General features: G+C 32.4%; 15 protein-coding genes. 12 read left to right on the top strand and 3 right to left on the bottom strand.

Annotation, left to right across the window (positions count from 1 at the left end; translation table 11 throughout):
- Positions 1 to 18: 18 nt before the first annotated feature.
- The 5 genes from Anndu_RS04465 to Anndu_RS04445 all read left to right on the top strand — a co-directional run bounded on the left by Anndu_RS04465 (position 19) and on the right by Anndu_RS04445 (position 9,027).
- Positions 19 to 2,142 (top strand): chemotaxis protein CheA, encoded by a 2,124-nt coding sequence (locus Anndu_RS04465; RefSeq protein WP_464103218.1) that lies wholly within the window; start codon positions 19 to 21, stop codon positions 2,140 to 2,142.
- 75 nt (positions 2,143 to 2,217) lie between these two features.
- Positions 2,218 to 2,664: a chemotaxis protein CheW gene (locus Anndu_RS04460; protein ID WP_464103217.1), complete on the top strand. Its 447-nt coding sequence runs from the start codon at positions 2,218 to 2,220 to the stop codon at positions 2,662 to 2,664.
- Between the two features lie 64 nt (positions 2,665 to 2,728).
- A complete protein-coding gene (locus Anndu_RS04455) occupies positions 2,729 to 4,834 on the top strand; it encodes a methyl-accepting chemotaxis protein (protein WP_464103216.1) in 2,106 nt (701 codons plus the stop codon).
- Between the two features lie 75 nt (positions 4,835 to 4,909).
- The gene (locus Anndu_RS04450; RefSeq protein WP_464103215.1) at positions 4,910 to 8,104 is read left to right on the top strand and encodes a HEAT repeat domain-containing protein; all 3,195 of its coding nucleotides are present in this window, start codon (positions 4,910 to 4,912) and stop codon (positions 8,102 to 8,104) included.
- A gap of 44 nt (positions 8,105 to 8,148) precedes the next feature.
- Entirely contained in the window at positions 8,149 to 9,027 is an 879-nt protein-coding gene (locus Anndu_RS04445; RefSeq protein ID WP_464103214.1) for a CheR family methyltransferase, read from the top strand.
- Between the two features lie 176 nt (positions 9,028 to 9,203).
- On the opposite strand, the gene Anndu_RS04440 is transcribed toward Anndu_RS04445, so the two are convergent.
- Positions 9,204 to 10,265, bottom strand: a complete 1,062-nt coding sequence (locus Anndu_RS04440) for an IS630 family transposase (RefSeq protein ID WP_464102232.1) — start codon at positions 10,263 to 10,265, stop codon at positions 9,204 to 9,206.
- A 131-nt stretch (positions 10,266 to 10,396) separates the two neighbouring features.
- Between Anndu_RS04440 and Anndu_RS04435 the strand changes: the two genes are divergently transcribed.
- The 5 genes from Anndu_RS04435 to Anndu_RS04415 all read left to right on the top strand — a co-directional run bounded on the left by Anndu_RS04435 (position 10,397) and on the right by Anndu_RS04415 (position 14,602).
- A complete protein-coding gene (locus Anndu_RS04435) occupies positions 10,397 to 10,933 on the top strand; it encodes a hypothetical protein (protein ID WP_464103213.1) in 537 nt (178 codons plus the stop codon).
- Between the two features lie 484 nt (positions 10,934 to 11,417).
- Positions 11,418 to 11,699, top strand: a complete 282-nt coding sequence (locus Anndu_RS04430; RefSeq protein WP_464103212.1) for an HU family DNA-binding protein — start codon at positions 11,418 to 11,420, stop codon at positions 11,697 to 11,699.
- An 88-nt stretch (positions 11,700 to 11,787) separates the two neighbouring features.
- Positions 11,788 to 13,155, top strand: coding sequence for a helix-hairpin-helix domain-containing protein (locus Anndu_RS04425; protein ID WP_464103211.1), 1,368 nt, complete (start codon positions 11,788 to 11,790; stop codon positions 13,153 to 13,155).
- Between the two features lie 177 nt (positions 13,156 to 13,332).
- The gene (locus Anndu_RS04420; protein WP_464103210.1) at positions 13,333 to 13,695 is read left to right on the top strand and encodes a hypothetical protein; all 363 of its coding nucleotides are present in this window, start codon (positions 13,333 to 13,335) and stop codon (positions 13,693 to 13,695) included.
- Between the two features lie 133 nt (positions 13,696 to 13,828).
- Positions 13,829 to 14,602 (top strand): ABC transporter permease, encoded by a 774-nt coding sequence (locus tag Anndu_RS04415; protein ID WP_464103209.1) that lies wholly within the window; start codon positions 13,829 to 13,831, stop codon positions 14,600 to 14,602.
- Positions 14,603 to 14,675: 73 nt separating this feature from the next.
- Here Anndu_RS04415 and Anndu_RS04410 read toward each other — a convergent pair whose 3' ends face one another.
- Positions 14,676 to 16,628 (bottom strand): FAD-dependent oxidoreductase, encoded by a 1,953-nt coding sequence (locus Anndu_RS04410; protein ID WP_464103208.1) that lies wholly within the window; start codon positions 16,626 to 16,628, stop codon positions 14,676 to 14,678.
- A gap of 338 nt (positions 16,629 to 16,966) precedes the next feature.
- On the opposite strand from Anndu_RS04410, the gene Anndu_RS04405 reads away from it, so the two are divergent.
- Positions 16,967 to 17,542, top strand: coding sequence for a pentapeptide repeat-containing protein (locus tag Anndu_RS04405; RefSeq protein WP_464103207.1), 576 nt, complete (start codon positions 16,967 to 16,969; stop codon positions 17,540 to 17,542).
- 107 nt (positions 17,543 to 17,649) lie between these two features.
- Positions 17,650 to 17,838, top strand: a complete 189-nt coding sequence (locus Anndu_RS04400) for a hypothetical protein (protein WP_464103206.1) — start codon at positions 17,650 to 17,652, stop codon at positions 17,836 to 17,838.
- 110 nt (positions 17,839 to 17,948) lie between these two features.
- Here the strand turns inward: Anndu_RS04400 and Anndu_RS04395 are convergent, their stop codons facing one another.
- Positions 17,949 to 20,897 carry a UPF0182 family protein gene (locus Anndu_RS04395; RefSeq protein ID WP_464103205.1) on the bottom strand — a complete coding sequence of 983 codons (2,949 nt, stop codon included), beginning with the start codon at positions 20,895 to 20,897 and terminating at the stop codon, positions 17,949 to 17,951.
- Positions 20,898 to 21,098 lie beyond the last annotated feature (201 nt).

Raw genomic sequence — 21,098 nt, 5'->3', positions numbered from 1 at the left:
ATTAAAATTGTGTCTAATGTGTCAGAAGAAAACAATATTTTTACCGAATTTTTAGAAGATTACTTCGCCGAAAGTGAAGAACATTTGACTAATGTTCAGAAACAATTGTTAGCTTTAGAAAATTATATTGGGCAGTCAGAGATTCAAGCAACAATTATTAATCAACTTTTCCGAAGTTTTCATACAATTAAAGGGCTGTCTGGAATGGTGGGTTTTCAAGATGTAGAAAATCTATCTCACCACATGGAAAGTTATTTGAAATTATTGCGGGATGAAAAAGTTATTTTAACTTCAGAAGGGTTTGATTTATTATTACAAAGTACGAAATTATTAGAAGAATTAATTATGGCTAGACAACGCCAACAAGATCGCCCTGATATTAGAAAATTAATTGAACATTTAACTAAATTTATTGAAAATTTAACCCCACCAAAAACAAGTCAATCTAGTATTACTCCCCAACAGTTAAAATTAACAGATCAACAAACAGAAAATATTAAAAATTTAAGACAAAATTATCAGTTTGCTTGGCTGTTTTCCTTTAGTCCTAATGCTAAATTAGCAGAAAAAGGAATCAATGTAAATGTGATTCGTAGTCGCTTAGAATCCTTGGGAAAATTGGCACATACTGCCCCTAGAATGACTCCTCAAAATGATATTGTTTTTGATTTTATTGTCTTAACAAATAGCAGTGATGAGCATTTTCTCGATTGGCAAAATGATGGCTTAATCTGGAATCTTTATCAAAATTTTAACCAACAATCATCAGAAATACTAACAGAAATTAACCCTGTTATTGATGATCAAAATCTAGGAACTGAGCCTAAAATATCTGATAAAATTGATCATAATAATATGATCAATAGGATCAATCGTGATGAGATTGAATCTGAAGTAAGCGAAACAAATTTTAGTCAATCTTCCCCCAGTTCTTCTCAAAATGCCAACTTTGTGAGGGTAGAATTAACGAAATTAGATGATTTAATGAGAATGTTAGGAGAATTAGTAATTAGTAGAGCTAAATTAGATGAAAATTTAAAAAAAGTGCAATCTAATTTATTACCACTTCAAAAAAGAGCTTTACAAGAAATAAATTCAACTTTAGAAAGACAGATGAGAGATATTAGGGAGGGAATTATGAGGGTAAGACTTGTTCCCATTGGGGAAGTATTTACCCGAATGCAGTTTGTGGTGAGGGATTTAGTCAGAAGTAGCCAAAAAGATATTAATTTAGAAATTTCCGGTCAAAATACAGAAATAGATAAATTGGTAGTGGAAAAAATGATGGATCCCCTGCTCCATTTGGTGAGAAATGCCGTCAGTCATGGCATTGAAACGCCCCAAGAAAGAAGAAAGTTAAATAAGCCTTCGGTGGCTACTGTTTCTTTAAGTGCGAAAACGGCGGGGGAAATGGTAATTATTGAAATTGAAGATGATGGGAAAGGAATTGATCGCCAAAAAGTATTAAATAAAGCAAAAAAACAAGGTCTTTTAAGTCAATTTGATCAGGAAAATATTGATAATTTTACTATTCTTGAATTGTTATGTTATCCGGGTTTTTCTACTCAAGAAAAAGCTGATCGAGTTAGTGGCCGTGGGGTGGGAATGACAGTTGTAAAAAATACGGTGACGGAGTTAGGGGGTATTGTTGAGTTAACAACTCAAGAAAATAAAGGTACTCGTTTTACTGTTCAATTGCCCTTAACTTTAGCGATTGCTGATGCGTTAATTATTATTGTTAAAAATCAAAGATTTGCTATTCCTCAGTCAGCCATTAGGGAAATAATTACGATTACAGAAAGGGAAATTACAGCATTAGAAAATAATGAAATTATGACCTATCGAGGGCAAGTTTTACCGATTAAAAGATTGGCCAAAATTTTTAATTTAGATCACGAAAATTTACAAGATCAACAACAATTAAAAGTTGTGGTGATAGGAACACAAACTAATGCGATCGCCCTCATCATTGATCAAGTGATTGGAATGCGTGAAATTGTAGTTAGACCATTAACAGATCCCCTTGTCAAAGTAATAGGAATTGCTGGAGCAACGGAATTAGGAGATGGGAAAGTAGTTTTAATTTTAGATGCCAGTGCTTTAATCCGTACTCCTAATAAAATTATAATGGATAATGGGTAATTGATAAGGGGTAATTTAACCTTAATTTTTACCAACAATAACTATTAATTAATAATCAAATAAGGAGAGAAAAAAATGCTTCAAAATCAAGACTCAGACAATGCTTTTATTGTGTTTGAATTAGCCAAAACAATGTATGGGATTCATTCAAATTTTGTTCAACAAATGGAGATGATTGAACAAATTACACCAGTTCCTAATGCCCCTCCCTTCGTGGAAGGAGTGGTATTTTCAAGGGGACAAGTTATCCCTGCAATTAATCTTAGAGTTCGCTTTGGTTTTGATAAAATTCCTTATGATTTACGCACTCGTTTAATCGTAATTCAATGTCAAAATAGAACCATTGGTTTAATTGTAGATACGGCCAGAGAATTTTTGAGGATTCCTGAAAATTCCATTCAAGAACCTCCAGAAGAAATGGCTTTAATGAGTGGAAAATATCTCTCAGGGATTACTACTTTTAATGACAGAATTATTTTAATTCTTAATGTGGAAGAATTAATTTCTATCTCTGATCATTAACAATTCAAAATTCAAAATTACCAATAATTTAATCAATAACTAATCATTAATAATTAATAAAATCATGGCAAAAAATAAATTTAGATCTCAACCCAATTTTTCCTCATCAAAATCACAGGAAAATCAACACAATCAAAATAATCTGCAAAAAGAAATTATTAAAGTTCGACAAGAAGCTAATTTAATTTCTGACGGTGCCAATGAAGTAACACGCATTTCCCAAAATGTGGCGCAAGGTGCGATCGAGCAGATCAAATTTCTTGATCAAAACCTTGGCGAAATCAATCAAATGGCCGAATCATTGAAAAGCACTACCAATCAAGCCAAATCCGTCACCGACTCTAGCGAAGAATTAGTCTCCACCGTTAACGAGTTCGCCGCCTCGATTGAACAGGTAACGGTTAGTAGTAATGAACTAGCCACTGCCATCCGACAAACAGCCACCTCCATTCAACAAAGTAATATTTCCACTCAAAAAGTCAGTTTAACTGCCGAAGAAATGTCCACTTCTGCCACTCAGGTAACGGCCTCCATGACTCAAATGGCCAGTTCCGTTACCAGAGTTACTCAAGATACAGAAACTCTGAATGTTTCCGTCAATGAGACGGCCGCATCTCTTGAGGAAATGACATCTTCCATCCAAGGGGTAGCCCAAAATGCCGAAGACTTAAACTCCGCCGCCGAAGAAACTAGCGCCTCGATCAATGAAATGGCCGCCTCGATCGAGGAAGTTTGCGCCACTACGGAAAATTTAGCGGTAACGGTGGAAGAAGTAGCCTCATCTATTGAAGAAATGGCTCAATCCGTGCAGGGCGTTGCTTTAAACGGCGAAAAAATTAGTGAGGTGGCCACCGATGCGGCCAATAGTGCGGAGGAGCTAGAGCGATCGATTCGTTCCGTTAGTCTCTTGACTCAACAGGCCGATGAGTCTACCCGCCGAGTAGCCAAAGATGCGGAAACTGGGGGTGCTACGATTGAAAAAGCCATTCAAGGCCTCTCAAGGGTTAAAAATTCAATGGTACAATCCTCCGATGTGATCCGAGATATGAGCCAACAAACCGCCGAAATTAGCTCGATCGTTGATACCATTAACTTAATTGCGGAAAGAACTAATTTACTATCTTTAAATGCTTCGATCGAGGCCGCGCGTGCGGGGGATGCGGGGCGTGGTTTTGCGGTGGTGGCGGAGGAAATTCGCAATTTAGCCGATCGAGCCGCCCAAGCCACTTCCGATATTGCCAGTATTATCAAAAAATTGCAAGGGGTAGCACTCGAAGCGGTGCGCACTTCTGATGAGGGCTTAAGGGTAGCCGATGACAGTAATCGTTTAGCCGAAGACGGTTTATCAGGCTTGAAAAAAATCTTGGGGGGGATCGAAGAAACGGCCAAGTTAGTTAGTCAAATTTCCAAAGCCTCTGAAGAACAATTAATTTCCGGTCAAACCGTAGTTAATGCCATTAATACCACCGTTAACCAAGCGAAACAAGTGGCCAAGGCTACTAATGAACAGGCTAGTACCGCCCAAGGGATCGTTCAATCTACTCAACACATGAGGGGTATTACTCAACAGGTAACAAAAGCCATGAATGAACAGGCGAAAGCCGCGCGTAATGTGATTAAGGCCGCTCAAAATACCAATAATTTAGCAGGTCAGATCAGTAAGGCTACGGGAGAACAAACTCACGGCACAAAACAAATTATGAAAGCGGTAGAATCCATGCGTAAAGGCATGAATACCACCAATCAAGCCCTCAAAGAACAATCAATCGGCGGTGAACAGATCGCTAAAGAAGCTCAACGTCTAGCCCATTTAATCTCTCAAGTTTCTCAAGAAATGAGGGAACAATCAGTTAGTGGGGATCAGATCGTTAAAGCAGTTGGTAGTATGAGTAATCAATCGGAACAGTTAGCCAAAGCCATGACAGAACAATCCCGTGCCATTCGAGAAATGACAGGTGCTGTCCAAAATATAGCTAAACAGATTAAGATGATTACAGATTCTAATAATGAACATACTCAAATAGCTGATAATTTCTTAGATTCTATGGCCAAAATTCGCAAAATTACTCAAAATAATGCAGATGGTGTTTTAGAAACCAAAAAAGCTACAGAAAATCTGTTAATACAGGCCAAAAATTTAGCGGAAATTATGGATCGACTTACCCAATAGTGGGAAGTAATAAGTAATAAGTAATAAGTTAAAAGTAATAATTATTAATTATCAATTGTCCATTATCAATTATCTATGAGCTTATATATATTAACGACTGATACTAATTTAATTATTCGTTCTTGGGATGCCAATTTGGAAAAGATAACTGGAATCAAAGAAGAAAATGTTTATGGAAATTCTCTTTTAGAAATTGTCCCAGAATTGCAGGAGCAAACAGATTTTTTTCGCTGTATTGAGTCCATTTTAACTAATGGGATCAATCAAAATTTTTCGCCTAATTTTTCGCCTTATTTAATTTCTTGTCCCCCTACTTCTAGTTCTATTTATTTTGACAAAATGCAACAAAAAGTTATTTTTTCTCCCTTAAAAGAAGGGGAAAAAATTAAGGGAATTATTATGACGATTAAGGATATTACCCCAGAAAAAGAAGAAGAAAAAAGATTTAATTTAGAATTAGAATTGGCTCAAAAAGAACAAAATAACAATCATAATGTGTTAAATTTACAAGATTTAGATAATCAAAATTGGTTTATTCGTCAACAAATTGTTAAAAAGTTAATCCATAAAGAACAACCGGAAATTACGGCCGAATTAATTGATTTATTTCGCCAAGAACATCGCAACCCTAATATTTTAAATAGTGTTATTCAAGCCTTAACTTTAAGTAAAATTGATCCCATTCCTGCTTTAATTCAATGTCTTCAAGAACCCGATCATGATTTAAGAATTTATAGTGCTTTAACTTTAGGAGAAAGACAAGATCAACGGGCAATTCCCTATTTAATTCAATCTTTAGATGATCCCGATCAAAATGTTAAATTTCACGCCATTGAAGCTTTAGGAAAACTTCACGCTAAACAAGCAGTTGAATATTTAATTAAAATAGCTAAATCAGAAGATTTTTTCTTAGCTTTTTCCGCTTTAGATAGTTTAATGAAAATTGGAGATCAAAATATAACTGATCAGTTAATTGCTTTATTAAAAAATACTTTAAATTGGGAAATTAGAAAAGAAACAGTTGACGTTTTAACTCTGCGCAATACCCCAGAATTAACTCAAGAATTATTACATTTATTAAGAGAACAACATCAAAATCCTAACATTTTAAATAGTGTACTTCAAGTATTAGCTTTAAGTAATATTGATCCGGTTCCCGCCTTAATTCAATCTCTCCAAGATTCTAATGCTGATGTAAGATTATATACGGCTTTAGCATTAGGAGAAAGGGGGGATCCCCGTGCCATTCAACCTTTAATTTGCGCCTTAAATGATGAGAATATTAATGTTCGTTATCATGCCATTGATGCTTTAGGCCATTTACGCGCCACTGAGGCCGTGGGAGCATTATTAGAAATAGCTTTAGAAACTAATAATTTCTTTTTGGCTTTCCCCGCTATTGACGCTTTATTACGCATTGAAGATAATTCCGTAGCCCCTCAATTAATTCCTTTATTAAATCATGAATTATTGGGTACTCAAGTAGCCGAAACTTTAGGACAATTAGGAGATAGTTTAGTTATACCTTCCCTAGTTAAAGCCTTAAATAATTATTCTTTTATTAAAGCAATTGCCCTTGCTATTAGAAAAATTTATGAGCGCTATCATCAAATTGATCAAGAAGGGGCTTATATTTTAGAATTAATAGCTCAAAATATTGAGCCGATAGGGCAAGAAAATCTACTCAAGGCCATGGAAGGAGCATCGGAAACTGAGTTAAAAGCGATCGCCCTGATTTTGAGTAGTTTAGAAGGAGAAAAAGTAGAATTAGCATTAGTCAAACTCTTGCCCTTTGCTAATCTTAGATCAATGATTATTGAACCTTTAGTTAAATTTGGTGCAAAAATTATTCCTTTAATTATCCCTTACTTATATAATCAAGATTTAGAAACTCGTCAAATTATTGTCAGTATTTTAGGAAGAATTGGTAATTCTACGGCTGTACCTGAATTAACTAATCTTTTAAATACTGAGCCTGAATTAATTTTATATATTACCACCGCTTTAGCTCAAATTGGCGATCATCAGGCTTTTGACACCTTAATTAGTTTACTCGGTTATCCCGATGTCACCGTGCGTTTAGGAGCGATCTCCGCTTTAAATTCGTTAGGGCATCCCCAAATGCCTCAAAAATTATTAAGTTTATTAGTCAACCCCGATCACCTTGTGCGAGAGTCGGCAGTCAAAATAGCAGGTTATTTTGCTTTTACGGAATGTGTAGATGCTCTGTTGGCTTGTGTTGAAGATGAAAATGAAAATGTCCGACTAGCGGCCGTTAAACATTTACCCTATTTAGATCAAGAAGATCAAGTTATTGACATTTTAATTAAAGTCTTAAAAACTGATACCCCCAAAGTGCGATCGGCCGCCATTCAAGCTTTAGGGGAATTAAATCCTAAACAGAGTATTCCCTATATTTTAGAGGGCTTGGAGGATCAAAATTTTTGGGTAAGATACCACTGTATTAAAGCCCTAGGCCAATCTTATCAACTATTAGAAACACAAACCATAGATCACACTTTAATTCAATTAAAATTATTATCCCAACATGATCCCACTGAACCCGTTAAGGCCATCGCCACAGAAGTTATGGGTAAACTTGGCCAAGAACAAGTGATCCCCTTATTAACCACCTTAGTTAAAAGTGATGATGAAGAAGTCGCAAGGGCGGCCATTCGGGCTTTAGGACAAATTGAAAGTGTTGAGGCCGTCCCTCCCCTGCTCACCGCCCTCAATTCTGAAAATTCTAGTCGTAGGATGGATGCTTTACAAGCCTTTCGGGAAAGGGGTGGTACGGAGGCTGAAGTTTCTTTACAATGGATGATTAGTGAAGATCCTGATCAAAAATTAGTTTTAGCGGCGATCGAATCTTTATCCCAAATGGCTACTCCAGAAGCGATCCAAGCTTTATTAGATTTAACGGTTGATCCTTCTAACCGTGAAATTTGTATTAATACTTTAGCCCGTCGTCATAAAGAACAAAACTTTAATCTCAATCATTATATTGATCAAATTGCCAAAGGACTCAATCACAATCATTCAACCGTACGTTGTGCCACCATCGAAATTTTAAAACGCTTGAAACATCCCTACGCCTCAGAATATTTAATTAAAGCCTTAGAGGATCCTGATTCTAATGTGAGATTAAGCGCACTCAATGCTCTTATTTATTTAGGAAATCGTGCTTGTTTAAATCAATTATCTCAACTAGCCAAAAATGACCCCTCCACCCTAGTCAGAAGGGCGGCTCAAAAAGGTTTATTGATTTAGCGATCGATTAATTATAAATTTTTAATTATAAATTTTGAATGATTATGACTTTTTCTTATCCTAAAAAATATTCTTTTACTGAAAGTGTTTTTGTAATTTTAAGAGACCTAATTCATCAAAAAACAGGGTTATATTATGATGAGAATAAACGTCAACTCTTGGGTGATAAACTTTATCCTCGTTTGATCGCCAGAAATATAGATTCATTTTTAGATTATTATTATTTATTAAAATATGATGATCAAACTTCTCAAGAAGAATGGTTAGAATTAATGAATGCCCTCTCCGTGCCAGAAACATTTTTTTGGCGAGAATTTGATCAAATTGAAACTTTAGTTAAAATTATTATTCCTGATTATTTACAAAATTGTTATCTATCAAAAGAAGGTTATGATTTACCTACATTTTCTAATCCTTTAAAAATATGGAGTGCGGCTTGTTCTACGGGAGAAGAACCTTTAACTTTAGCAATTGCTTTAAAAGAAATGGGTTTATTAAATAAAATTCCCCTCAAAATATATGCGTCTGATGCTTCAAGTCGTTGCCTTAATTTAGCTAAACAAGGCCTATATCGAGAACATTCTTTTCGTAATTTATCTATCTCTTTAAAAGACAAATATTTCACCCCACAAGATCATGTTTGGAAAATTTCTCAAGAGCTTCAATATCTGATTAATTGGCAAAGAGCAAACTTATTAGTAGAATCGGAATTAGAGAATTTAAAAGATGCAAGATTTATTTTTTGTCGTAATGTTTTTATTTATTTTTCACCAGAATCAATCCAAAAAACCATCTCAATGTTTTATGAAGCAATGCCTTCCCCTGGATATTTATTTATTGGGGCTTCAGAGTCTTTATTAAAGCTTGATTCTCAATTTGATTTTCAAAAAATTGGTAATGCTTTTGTTTATGTCAAAAATTAATTCTTTATTTGTAATTTTTCATCGAATCATTGATAATTTATACCTGAGCTTTACCCCCTTTTTTATTATACTAAAAATGATCAAGAAGCTTGTTTAGAGGACTTTTGACTAACATAAATCTGAGTTTTTATGATAATTTGATTGTAACAATCTCTTATACCATTTACAAAAAGTAGCTACACAGATAAAGCATTAACAATATAATCCCAACCTGCTAAAGACAGGATAAAATCTTCTTGTAAATTATTTAAGATATTAGCTACTTTATTTTTGACATCATCTAAGTTCTTAAACCAGATATTTTTTAACTGTTGTTTGATATATAACCACAGTCTTTCAATCGGATTTACTTCTGGACAATAAGGTGGTTGAAATAACAAAATTATATTCTCAGGTACTTCTAACTTTTTGGCAGTATGACAGGGTGCATTATCTAACTGTATTATATGAACCTCATCGGGATATTCTTTACTAAATTCTGTTAAATATTTACCAAAGCATTCACTATTAAAATGAGATAGTTCATAGAAAAAACTTTTGCCATTTTCTACTTCGATTAATCCATAAAGATAATAATAGTCATAATGCCATTGTAATTCTTGTTCTGGTTTGACTCCTTTTAAAGTTATTTTCCTTCCTAATTCTGTTCTAAAACCTAATCTAGTTTCATCTTGACACCAGTAACAAATATTTTTAGTATCACCCCATTTCTCTTTTATTTGAGCTATTATGCCTTTTAATCTTATGGGTAAATACTCTTTAAATACGGATATTACCCCTTCATTTTGATACTCATGATAAGGACGTGGTACTTTTAATTTTGCCCCTAATTCGTATCTCACTAATTGATGTATTGTGGTATAACTTATCTCAATATCTTGACAAGTAAATAACCATATTTTTATTTCTTGGTAACTGTTAAATCCTTGAGGCTCACTTAATTCTTTTTTGACCAGAGCCACTGTTTCTAGCTCTAGTTTTTTTGGTCTTCCTGTTTTATTATGTTCTTGTAATAATGCGTCTAATCCTTCCGTCTTATATAAGTGAAACCATTCGTAAATTGTTCTCTCACTACGCCCCATCATTACCGCTAAGTATCTGATCGTTTCAGCCACTTGAATTTTCCAAAGATATAAAGCTTGAACTTTGGCAAAATTCAAAGCTGTTTTTTGTTGTTTCATGAGATTTTTTAGTGTATCTGCTGATTCAATTACTTCTATTTTTGATATTCCTGACATACTATTGCTCCTGTTAATTTATTCCTATACTAACCCTGAACTTACTTTTTGTAAATGGTATTAATATTACTTGACTTTATTTTTGATTACCATACAATATTCAAGAGTTAAACCAATCAATGGAGCAATCTATGACTCGTATCAGAGTTGAATTAATTGATGTGTATTGTAAAGATACCGAAGATCTTACGGGAGCCGATGATTTTTATCTTGTCGGGGCCCTAGTCGGTGGTGGTGTAACCAAAGCAATCTTGACCCGTCCTATCAAAATCTATGACAGGGAAAGAAAGTCATTTTATCCCGAAGATTGCCTTTTATTTGAAGGTGATGTTGAGGAGGGACAAGTCATCAAAGGTGGAATGAATGCCTATGATGAAGATGCTGGAAAAGACTGGGCTAATAAGTACCATGGTACGGTGCAAAAAATTGGCGCTGCTGTTTCTACTATGAACAACCCCAATGCTGCGAACATTGTTTCAGCTGCCACAAGTGCTATAAATAGTATCGTAAGCCTTGACGCAGATGACTTGCTCGGTACTTGTGAATTGGAAATTTCTGCCGTAGGCCCTGCTCATGAAGTACGGGAATGGAAAATGTCGAAGAAAAACAGTTTTATGGGCTGGTCTACTTGGGATTACACGGTTCGATTTCAAATTAGTCGTTCCTAAAAAATCGCTATACTTGTAAGCGATATTGTCAGGTGGGTAAAGAATCCCTACCTGACAACTTCTTATTTGAGAAATTTTCTCCCTCATTAAAGGAATGATGGGCGTGTGTGCAATGGGTTTAAATTTCTATTAAATCTGGTTACTTTGCCTAATTTATTGGCACCAAGTTTTAAGAAAAACTGACCAGATCCACTGGTAACAATGGAAAAAAGTAAAAGTAAAATTTCTGAATAAGTCACTTTTTAGAGCTAATTTGACGAAATGGATACAAGATACATTAATATGAGATCATAAATAAAAATTAACAGTCGTGGAAAGAACACAGAAAATTTTGCAAACTTTCGTAAAAGTCAGAGCATAAGAGGAATTTTCCGCTACACTGTTAATAACAGAAGTATTCAATTTGTTTATTTTCTTTAAATAACAAGTAATCAAATCTAATACTTCTAATTATCAATTATAAGATTTTTGGAGAATTTTCATCATGAATAAAGAAGATTTAGTTCGCGCGATCGCCGCTCGTACTGCCCTAACCAAAAAAGATGCTGATAAAATTTTATCCGCTACCATCGAAACTATTATTGAAACCGTTGCTGAAGGCGATCGAGTTACCTTAGTAGGTTTTGGTACATTTGAACCTAGAGAAAGAAAAGAAAGATCCGGTAGAAATCCCCAGACTGGTGATATTATGACGATTCCAGCCACACGGATTCCCTATTTTTCCCCCGGAAAACTCTTTAAGGAAAAAGTAGCACCTGCTGAGTAATTTTATTTAGTTATTAGTTACTGGTTATTAGTTATTAGCTATTAGTTAATTATTCAATTCTTTAATTATCAATTAATTATCAAAAATTATGGTTAAAATAATTAGTCGTCAATCATTGGGAACAGAAAAGGTTTATGATCTAGGAGTAGTAAAAGATCACAATTTTCTGTTAGGAAATGGTTTAATTGCTTCTAATTGTTTTAATAAATCCCACTCTACAGCTTATGCTTATGTCACCTATCAAACCGCTTATTTAAAAGCTAATTATCCCGTTGAATATATGACCGCTTTGTTAAGTGCTAGTAGCGGAAATAAGGATAAAATTGCTAAATATCAGGAAAATTGTCAAAAGATGGAGATTACCATTAAAGCCCCTGATCTTAACCTTTCTCAAACAGATTTTACTCCCCATCATAAAAGTATTTTATATGGACTTTCTGCTATTCAAAATTTAGGCGAAGGTGCGATCGAAAATATTTTACAGGCAAGGGAAGAAGTAGGCGGAAAATTCATTAGTTTAGCTCATCTTTGCTCCCATGTTGACTTAAGAGTAGTCAACCGCAGAGCCTTAGAAACTTTAATTTTATGCGGCGCATTAGATCAACTTCATTCTAATCGCCATCAAATGATTAAAAACTTAGATTTAATTATTGGCTGGGCGCATAATAAAGCCAAAGATAAGGAATCTGGGCAAACAAATTTATTTGATTTAATGTCTCAAAATTCGCCAGAAAATAGCCCGACAAATCAAACAAATAAAATCAATTTTGATGAAATACCAAGCGCTCCGGCCGTAGAAGATTTTACCTTAGAAGAAAAATTAAAATATGAAAAAGAATTATTAGGTTTTTATGTGTCAGAACATCCTTTATTAGCTATTAAAAAAGCCGCTCGATTTCTCTCCCCAATTAGTTTAAATGAAGTAGAAGAACAAAAATTAAGGAGTCATATTACCGCAGTGGTGATGATTAATGATGTGAGGAAAATTACCACTAAAAATGGTGATCCAATGGCTTTTTTAAAATTAGAAGATTTAAGTGGCTCGATGGAAGGAGTGGTTTTTCCTAGTGTTTATCCTCCTTTAGAATCATTATTAAATATAGATAGTCGAGTGATTTTATGGGCTAAAGTAGATAAAAATAAAAAAGATGAAAAATTACAATTAATAGTTGAAGATCTAGAATTAGTAGAAAATTTAAAAATGTTAATGATTGAATTATATTATCAAGAAATAAAGAATCCTGCTACAATTGAAAAATTAAAACAATTGTTAAAACAACAGGGCGATCCCCAATTTCAGAAAGTGCCTGTAATTTTAATTTTTAGAAATGGAAATATGTCTAAATTGATTCGTTTTGGGAAAGAATTTTGGGTAAACAATGCCGATCAAGCGGTTAATTCTTTACAAGAAATAGGCTTTAGAGTTTATACTCGTTCTTTAATTAAAGATCAATAATTATTTAATAAATTTTGAATAATCCCCAATTGTCAATTGATCAAAATTTAAGTTATAATGGATTATAATTAATAATCAGGGTTGCTCTGCTATTCCAACTTTAATTTGATGTTAGTTATTAAATTATAACTAAATTAGCATAATCTGATTAATTGATAATACTTATCAAAAAAAATAATGAATTGGTCTCAAATAGCACTAAAAAAAGTTGAGCGCAATCAAGACTCTTTTCCTAAAGACTTAATTGAATTTAGTGAAAAGGTTGAGCGAGAAAAGCTCAAACGTCTTCCTCAAGAATCAGATAATAAAAATCGTTTTTTTGGGGATGGCTTTTATGCGTCACCGATCATTGCGTTAAATCGTAGAGATTTAGAGGCTTTAGCAGATTTTTTTAATCGAGATGATATTGAAATGATTGAAGTTGACCTCAACAAAATGCTACAATTGTTATTACCTGATGTTCATTTAGATGCTCCCAAATTAGATCATTCTTTTCATGGCGATCCAATTTTTGATTTTTTAGAAGAATATTTAGAATAACTCAAGCCATCTCAAAGTTTAATCTTAGTTTTTAATTTGTTCAATTTTCTTTTAATTTAATTACTTGATAATAGTCACAGAAAATAAATTAAAATGTTATTGTTGATTTTGATCATTATTTAATTAAAGAAATATGAATTTTTTTAGAATTTGGGCAATTGCTAAAAACGGATTTCAAGAAGTAATCCGAGATCGAATTTTATATTTTATTCTTTTTTTCCTAATTTTATTAGGTTTGGCTTTACGTTTATTACCGGAAATTTCCGCTAATACCCATCAAAAAATATTTATTGATTTTGGCATTTCTGCTATTGAAATATTTGGTGTAATTGTAGCAATTTTTGTCGGCACAGTATTAATTAATAAAGAAATAGAAAAACGCACTGTTTTAGTCTTAATTCCTAAGCCGATCAGTCGAGCAGAATTTATTATTGGTAAACATTTTGGCTTATCGGCAGTTGTGGCTGTAATTTTAATTGCCATGAGTGCCATTTATTTTGGCCTCTTAACTTTTGCTCAATATAGTTATCCTTTAATCCCCTTATTAGTTGCTATTTTCTATCTTTTTCTTGAATTATTATTAATGATTGCTGTGGCAATTGTTTTTGGTGTTTTTACCAGTTCAGTCTTAGCAACTTTGTTTAGTTTAGGTGTTTATTTAATGGGAAATATTAGCCAAGATTTATTAAAATTAGGTAATATTAGTAAAAATTCAAATATTCAAGCTTTGACGGAAAAACTTTATTTGATTTTACCTGATTTATCCCGTTTAAATCTTAAAAATGAAGCCGTTTATGGTGTTTTACCAACTAATTTTGAGTTATTAACCCATAGTTTATATGGTATTTTATATACTGTTATTTTATTAGGAATTGCTATTTTTATTTTTTCCCGCCGTCAATTTTAATCATAAAAAAAGCCCCCTTTGCCCTTTCCATAAGCTTTCAGGGGGTTAAGTTAAATCAATTTCTTGAGCATAACTAGATTTTTAATAATCCTTCGGGATTCACTGTTAAAACTGTTCGTTTTTTTAATCCTTCTTGTTTTAAAATTTCATTGGCCGCTAAAATTCCACTACTAACTGCCCTTTCCATTAAGCCACAAGGAAAAGGCATTTTAACCCAATCTCCAGCAAAATATAGGTTTTCTATTTCACTTTTTGTTACAGGGCGATCGTTATAACTATGAGGAGGAAATCCGGCAAAATTTTTCTGATTAACTAACTCTTGATGTAAAATATTTGCTCCTTTTAATTGCGGCACAATTTGATATAATTCCTGCTCAAATTGATTTAATAAATCCTGTTGAGTCGGAAACTGTTTTTCTTTATAACAATAGGCGTGTAATTCAACTACACTTCCTCCTGTTTTTTCCGCCCAATCAATAAATTGACGTTGTATTTTATGATATAAAGTAATACTATCAGTTAAAGCATATCCTGATAATGAAGTAAACCAACTTTGCTCCCAATTAAAGTCACGATCTAACCAATATCTAGCCACTGCAAAGGGATCGGAAACTTGTAATTTTTCTACTTTTCTTGAGGTTTCTGGATTAGTTTCTCCCGTCATTAAATTAAATAAATTTTTCACCCCCGGAATATCAGTTGCTATTATATAATAATCCGTTTCTAAGGTTTCTTCTTTAATAGTTTTTTCTTGATTTAAAGCAATTAATTCTACTTGATTTTCCTGTTTTTTATTAATTTTAAATTTGGTTAAATCTCTTTGGGCTGGTGCTTTTAAAACTTTGCCATTTTTGTCATATTTTGCACCATGACAAGGGCATAAAAATGTGCCGTCTTTTTGTTTATTAACCGTACAACCTTGATGGGTACAAGTTAAACTAATGGCTTCTTCTTCATTATTTTGGGCTAAAAATACTCGATCGCCCGCACCAAAATATTGATCATTTTCATCACTTAATAATTGATTTTTTTCCACTAAAAAAGGCACATTATTAAAGTCATTTCCCTGTTGATAAGTTAGGGATTTAATTTGATTATTTTCACAATTAATCTTACTAACTGTAACATCAGTGATAATTTCTCCCCCTTTGAGAATAGAATTAGCAATAGGATTAACTAAACTTGTTCCCATATCATCCCTTGTACCATTAAAGGCCAAACCTTCAGGATTACCGAAAAAATAGAAGTGAAAAAATTGTAATAATTCCCCTGCACTTAAGGTATCAGGAGCATTTAAACTTGATTTAGCAAAGGGTAAAAAATATAAATCATATAATCCTTTGGGAAAGTCATTTTTAACCCATTCACTAACAGTTAAATGATCAAATTTTTCGTAAGTTTTAGGAATTTGAAAACCAGTTATGGCTTGAAAAACTTGTAAATGTTTTAATTTTGTTAAATTAATTCCCCATTTAAAACGGTTAGGAGAAGATATGGCCAAGTCTACAATATTCCAAGGAAAAGCAGTATTACTAGGTTTAAAAATTTCCGGTTGATAGTTAAGTTGATCTGGATTAAATAATACGGAATAAAATTCTAAAGATAAAAAATTATCTTTAATTTCTAATTCACTAACTAAACTTTTTAAGTTATAATATTGAGGGAAAAACCCATGAAAACCATGCTCCATCATAAACTGATCTTCATTAACTTTAATCTGCCAACTCGCAATTTTTCCGCCTAATTGGGGGGATTTTTCTAATAAAATAACTTTAAATCCTCTTTGACTTAATTCGTAAGCACAGGCTAAACCTGCTAAACCTCCACCGATAACGGTGACAGTTTTAGGGCTACTTAAATAGCGAGGTAACTCTAATTGATCTGATTCATAAATACTAGGTTGAGGCTTAACCAAACGAGAATAGGCAAGGGGAAAGGCGATCGCACTTGCACCAAGTATTTTTAAGGCAGTACGTCTGGAAATGGGGGCTTGAGGTGGAGTTAAATTAGTGTTTTGATCGGACATCGGACATTACAATAATAAAATTAAAACTTTAATCACAAACAAATTGGGATTAATTGAATTGAAAGTAAAGATAGGGTGTTATAAAAAATTGACAATTGACCTGTGAGTGTTGACCATGAATTTTTATGATCAATTGTTCACTGGTAACTTTTAATCTCAAATCAACATTTGATCTATGTTCCCTGTTCACTTTTCTTCAATAATCTTTACAAATATTAACAGATTTTACTCAAAAAAGAAGATTGAGGGCGAGAAGAAATAAAATAAAATTTTATTTTTCACAACTAATTTGAGATAATACAAATTTAAGACTAGATTTTCTATTTTGTTAACTAACTATGGATGGTCAAGAATTACTACGACAATATCAAGAAGGAAGACGAGATTTTAGTAAACTCAATTTAAGTGGCATTTTGCTACATGATATTGAGTTGCAAAAAATCAATTTACAAGAATCTGATCTCAGTCGTGCCAGATTGATTGGTATTAATTTAACTCGCGCTAATTTAAGGGGGGCCAATTTTAGTCATGCTAATCTTAATATTGCTAAAATTTGTGGTGCTGATTTAAGTTATGCTAATTTGAATCATGCGGAATTAGGAGATGGTAATTTAAGTAATACCAATCTTCACCAAACTACTCTTAATTATCTCAATTTAAGCCGAGGTATTTTAGTTTATGCTGATCTTACCTGTGCTAATTTGGCTCATAGTAATTTGACTTATGCGGATTTTAGTCATGCTATTATGAATCAGACTAATTTAACTCATGCTAATTTGGCCTATTCTAGTTTGGATTATGCGGATCTACGTCATGCTAATTTTAGTTATGCTAATTTAAACAAAGCCGTTTTTAATTCTGTTAAGTTAAGTTCAACTTTATTCAAGGGTACAATTTTAGCAGATGCTAATTAATTTTCAACTTCAACTATTATAAATAGATTAAGAAATTTAACATTTCTAATTTTTGGTTATATGATCGAATTAGATCATTTCAAAAAATAATAAGGAGTGAATTAAATATGCCAGAAGATACCTCAAAAGTTAGACAAGCGATCGAAAGAGCTTTACAAGATGGTTATTTATCCCGTGAGGAAAGTGATAATATTAAAAGAACAATTTACCAAGATAAACAGGTAACTCAAGAAGAATGTAAACTTTTTCGAGAATTACAGCAAAAAATTTGGCAAGGTGAAATCATTTTAGATTAGTTATTTGTTAAAATTATTTATGTTCCTGTTTGATTGGTAATGTAATTAAAATTAATCTGATCGCCACTGGAAATAAAATCTAGCTTTTCCCTTCAAGGGAGAAGTTATTTTTAATTAATTAATTGTCGAATAGGGGCATTAGAATTAGTGTTAGGATTAAAAATTTGATCTAAAGCTTTTTCCATTGTTTCTGCCATAATAATTTGATTTTCATATACCACAATTACCCTAACTAAAGTCGGCAAACTGTTATTTTCTGCTTCTAAATATAAGGGTTCAACATATAATAAAGATTGTTCAATTGGTATTACTAAAAGATTACCTTGGATCACATTAGATCCTTTAGTAGACCATAAAGAAATTTGTTGAGAAATAATCGGATCTTGATTAATTAATGCTTCAATTTGATTAGGCCCATAAACTAACTTTTGTTTAGGGAATTGATACAATAATAATTTACCATAATTATCCCCATCAGATCTTCCGGCTAACCATGCAATTAAATTCGGTCTACTGGTTGGTGTATAAGGGTTTAATAAAATAAATTCTTCTTTTTGCTCATTGGGAAATTTCATTATTAAATAATAAGGAGCGATGGCTTGAGTTTCATCTCCATATATTTCCTGTGGAATTTGCCATTGATCTTCTTTATTATAAAATACTTGGGGATCGCTCATGTGATAAGTTAAAAGTCTTTCGGCTTGAATACTAAAAATATCTTCGGGATAACGAATATGGGAGCGCAAATGTTTTGGCATTTGTGTTAATGGTAAAAATAAATTAGGGAAAATTTTTGTCCAACTTTTTAAAATTGGATCTTGATCATCGGCTATATAAAATTGCACATCTCCGTTATAAGCATCAATCACAACTTTAACGGAATTACGAATATAATTAAAGTTATTTTCCCCCGGATCCGAATAGGGAAAATGATCGCTGGTGGTATAAGCATCTACGATCCAATAAAGATTATTTTTAGAATTTTTTTCCACATTTTCTACTACTAAATAAGGATTTTTGTCATATCTTAAAAATGGGGCGATCGCCCTAATTCTCCGATTAATATTACGGCGAAATAATAACTTAGTTTGCTGAGTTAAATTTTCTGCAAATAACATTCTAATATCTTTAAAATATTGAGCAAAAATTAATCTTTTTTGCAGTGATCCAATGGGAATACCACCTAAACCATCGTAAGTATTTTTCACATTTTCTTCACCCCTTGGAAAATCAAATTCCTGTACTTTTGAGGGGGTTAAAATATAGGTATTAGTTATCTCTCCGTAGTAAATTCGAGGATTTTCTAAGGGGATTGTTTCTTGTACTAAAATGTTAGTATTAGTTAATTTAGTGGGATTATTAAATTCAAGATCACCGCCAATATTTTTAATAAAATAAAAGGGTAAACCTCCCTCATCAACATAATGCACAGGTGATAAAGTAAAACCATAACCATGACTATAAACTAAGTGTTCATTAACCCAAGTTTTAGCCTGTTCAGGTACGGCGGAATAATCTAATTCTCTAGGGGAAATAATGACCTGTTTTTGTAAATTTTCTACTTTGATATTTTGATTATTTTCAATAGTTTCAGTTTTAAAATAATAACGATCAATATCCGCATCAACAAATTTATAATAAAGTCTTAATTGTTGTAATTGACGATTGGTTTTTAAAATTGGTCTACTATCCCAGAGTCGAATATTATCTATGGTTAAATAATTATTTTTTAAGTCTTGTAAAGTTAATTTACCTTCAGGGTTAAAAGTTTGTACATCTATTTGATCTAAAGCAAAGCCCGATCGAGTAAAATTAATACTGCGTTCAATATAAGGGGTTTCTTTTGCTAATTCATTTGGTTGTACATTTAACTTTTGAATAATCGCACTTAAAGTAATAGTTAATAAAATAAATAATAGATAAAAAATAATTAAAATGATTTCTTTTGGCTGTTTATAATTAGGTTTATTAATGTTAATAATTTGACAAAAATATCTTAATCTAAACACACTTTGATAAAATAACCAAATGCCAATTAAAAAAGACATAATACTTAAACAAGTTTCCATTGGTAACTGCACATTAACATCGGTATAACTTGCGCCATAAGTAACACCTCTTTGGGAAAATAAAAGTTCATAACGACTCAACCAATGGCGAAAAGAAAAGGCAAACATTAAAATACTGGTTAATAAATAAACATGACGTAATTGGGAACAACTAAAGCCGGGGAATTTTCCTTCTGAGAGACTATTTCCTGATAATAAATAAATCAAAGTTGCAACAATTAAACCATAAAATAATAACCCTTCTAACCAAAAACTAAAAACCTGTAAATTAGGTAAAGTAAAAACATAGAAATCAAGATTAATATTAAATAAGGGATCTGTTTTTTCAAAAATACTAGGATTAAAATATTGTAAAACTCTTGTCCAATTTCCTGATAAAATAAAGCCAAATAAAAAACTAATAAATATGGCAATGATTTGTAAAATAAATTTAGGTTTAATGATTACAATTAAGATGGTTAAAACCATGACTAAAATTAGCCAAAAATGATTAAATAATTGACTAAAAATAATGGAAAAAGAAGTTAATTTAAAAGGAGAGGGTAGGGGGGGAATAACGGTAGGAGAATTAAGATCATAATGCCACATTTCTAGGGCAATTTGGCTATAATGAATAATTCTACTTCCCATAATTAAACTAAATAAAATTACTAAAGGTAAGAGAAATTTAAGGGAAAAAGCAGGAGTTTGAGGTGCTTCAACTGCTAAAGTTAAATCTTGTCGAAAATAGTATTTTTTTTGAATATCAGAATGGGCATTACCCCGCCATTTTAATTTTTGACAAATAGATAAATTAATAAATAAAAAAGCACAGGAAACTCCCCCTCCAATTATCCATAAAATTGCTTGAGTTGTTAATCTTGTTAATAAAACATCTAAATAATTAACTTCTTGAAACCAAAAAATTTCGCCAATTAAATGGGATAATAAATCAAAAAATATCCAGCCACCTAAGAGAATTACAATAATTTTAAATAGTAAATTTTTCATTTTAATACTTAATAATACTAACTTAATAAGACTCTCTCAATGCTTGTTCTAAATCTTCTGAAAGTTCTAATATTTTAGCCCATTTTTGAAGATAATTAAAATCTAATTTTGATGGTTGAAGTTTGAACATTCTTAACAGTTCTGGCCATTGTTAACTTGATTGTTTTTGGGTTCAATGATAAATTAGTTTTTGCTAGATCC

Source organism: Annamia dubia NIES-4383 (assembly GCF_055394725.1).
The sequence above is the reverse complement of the archived record's forward strand: the minus strand, read 5'-3'. Positions and strand labels throughout refer to the sequence as shown.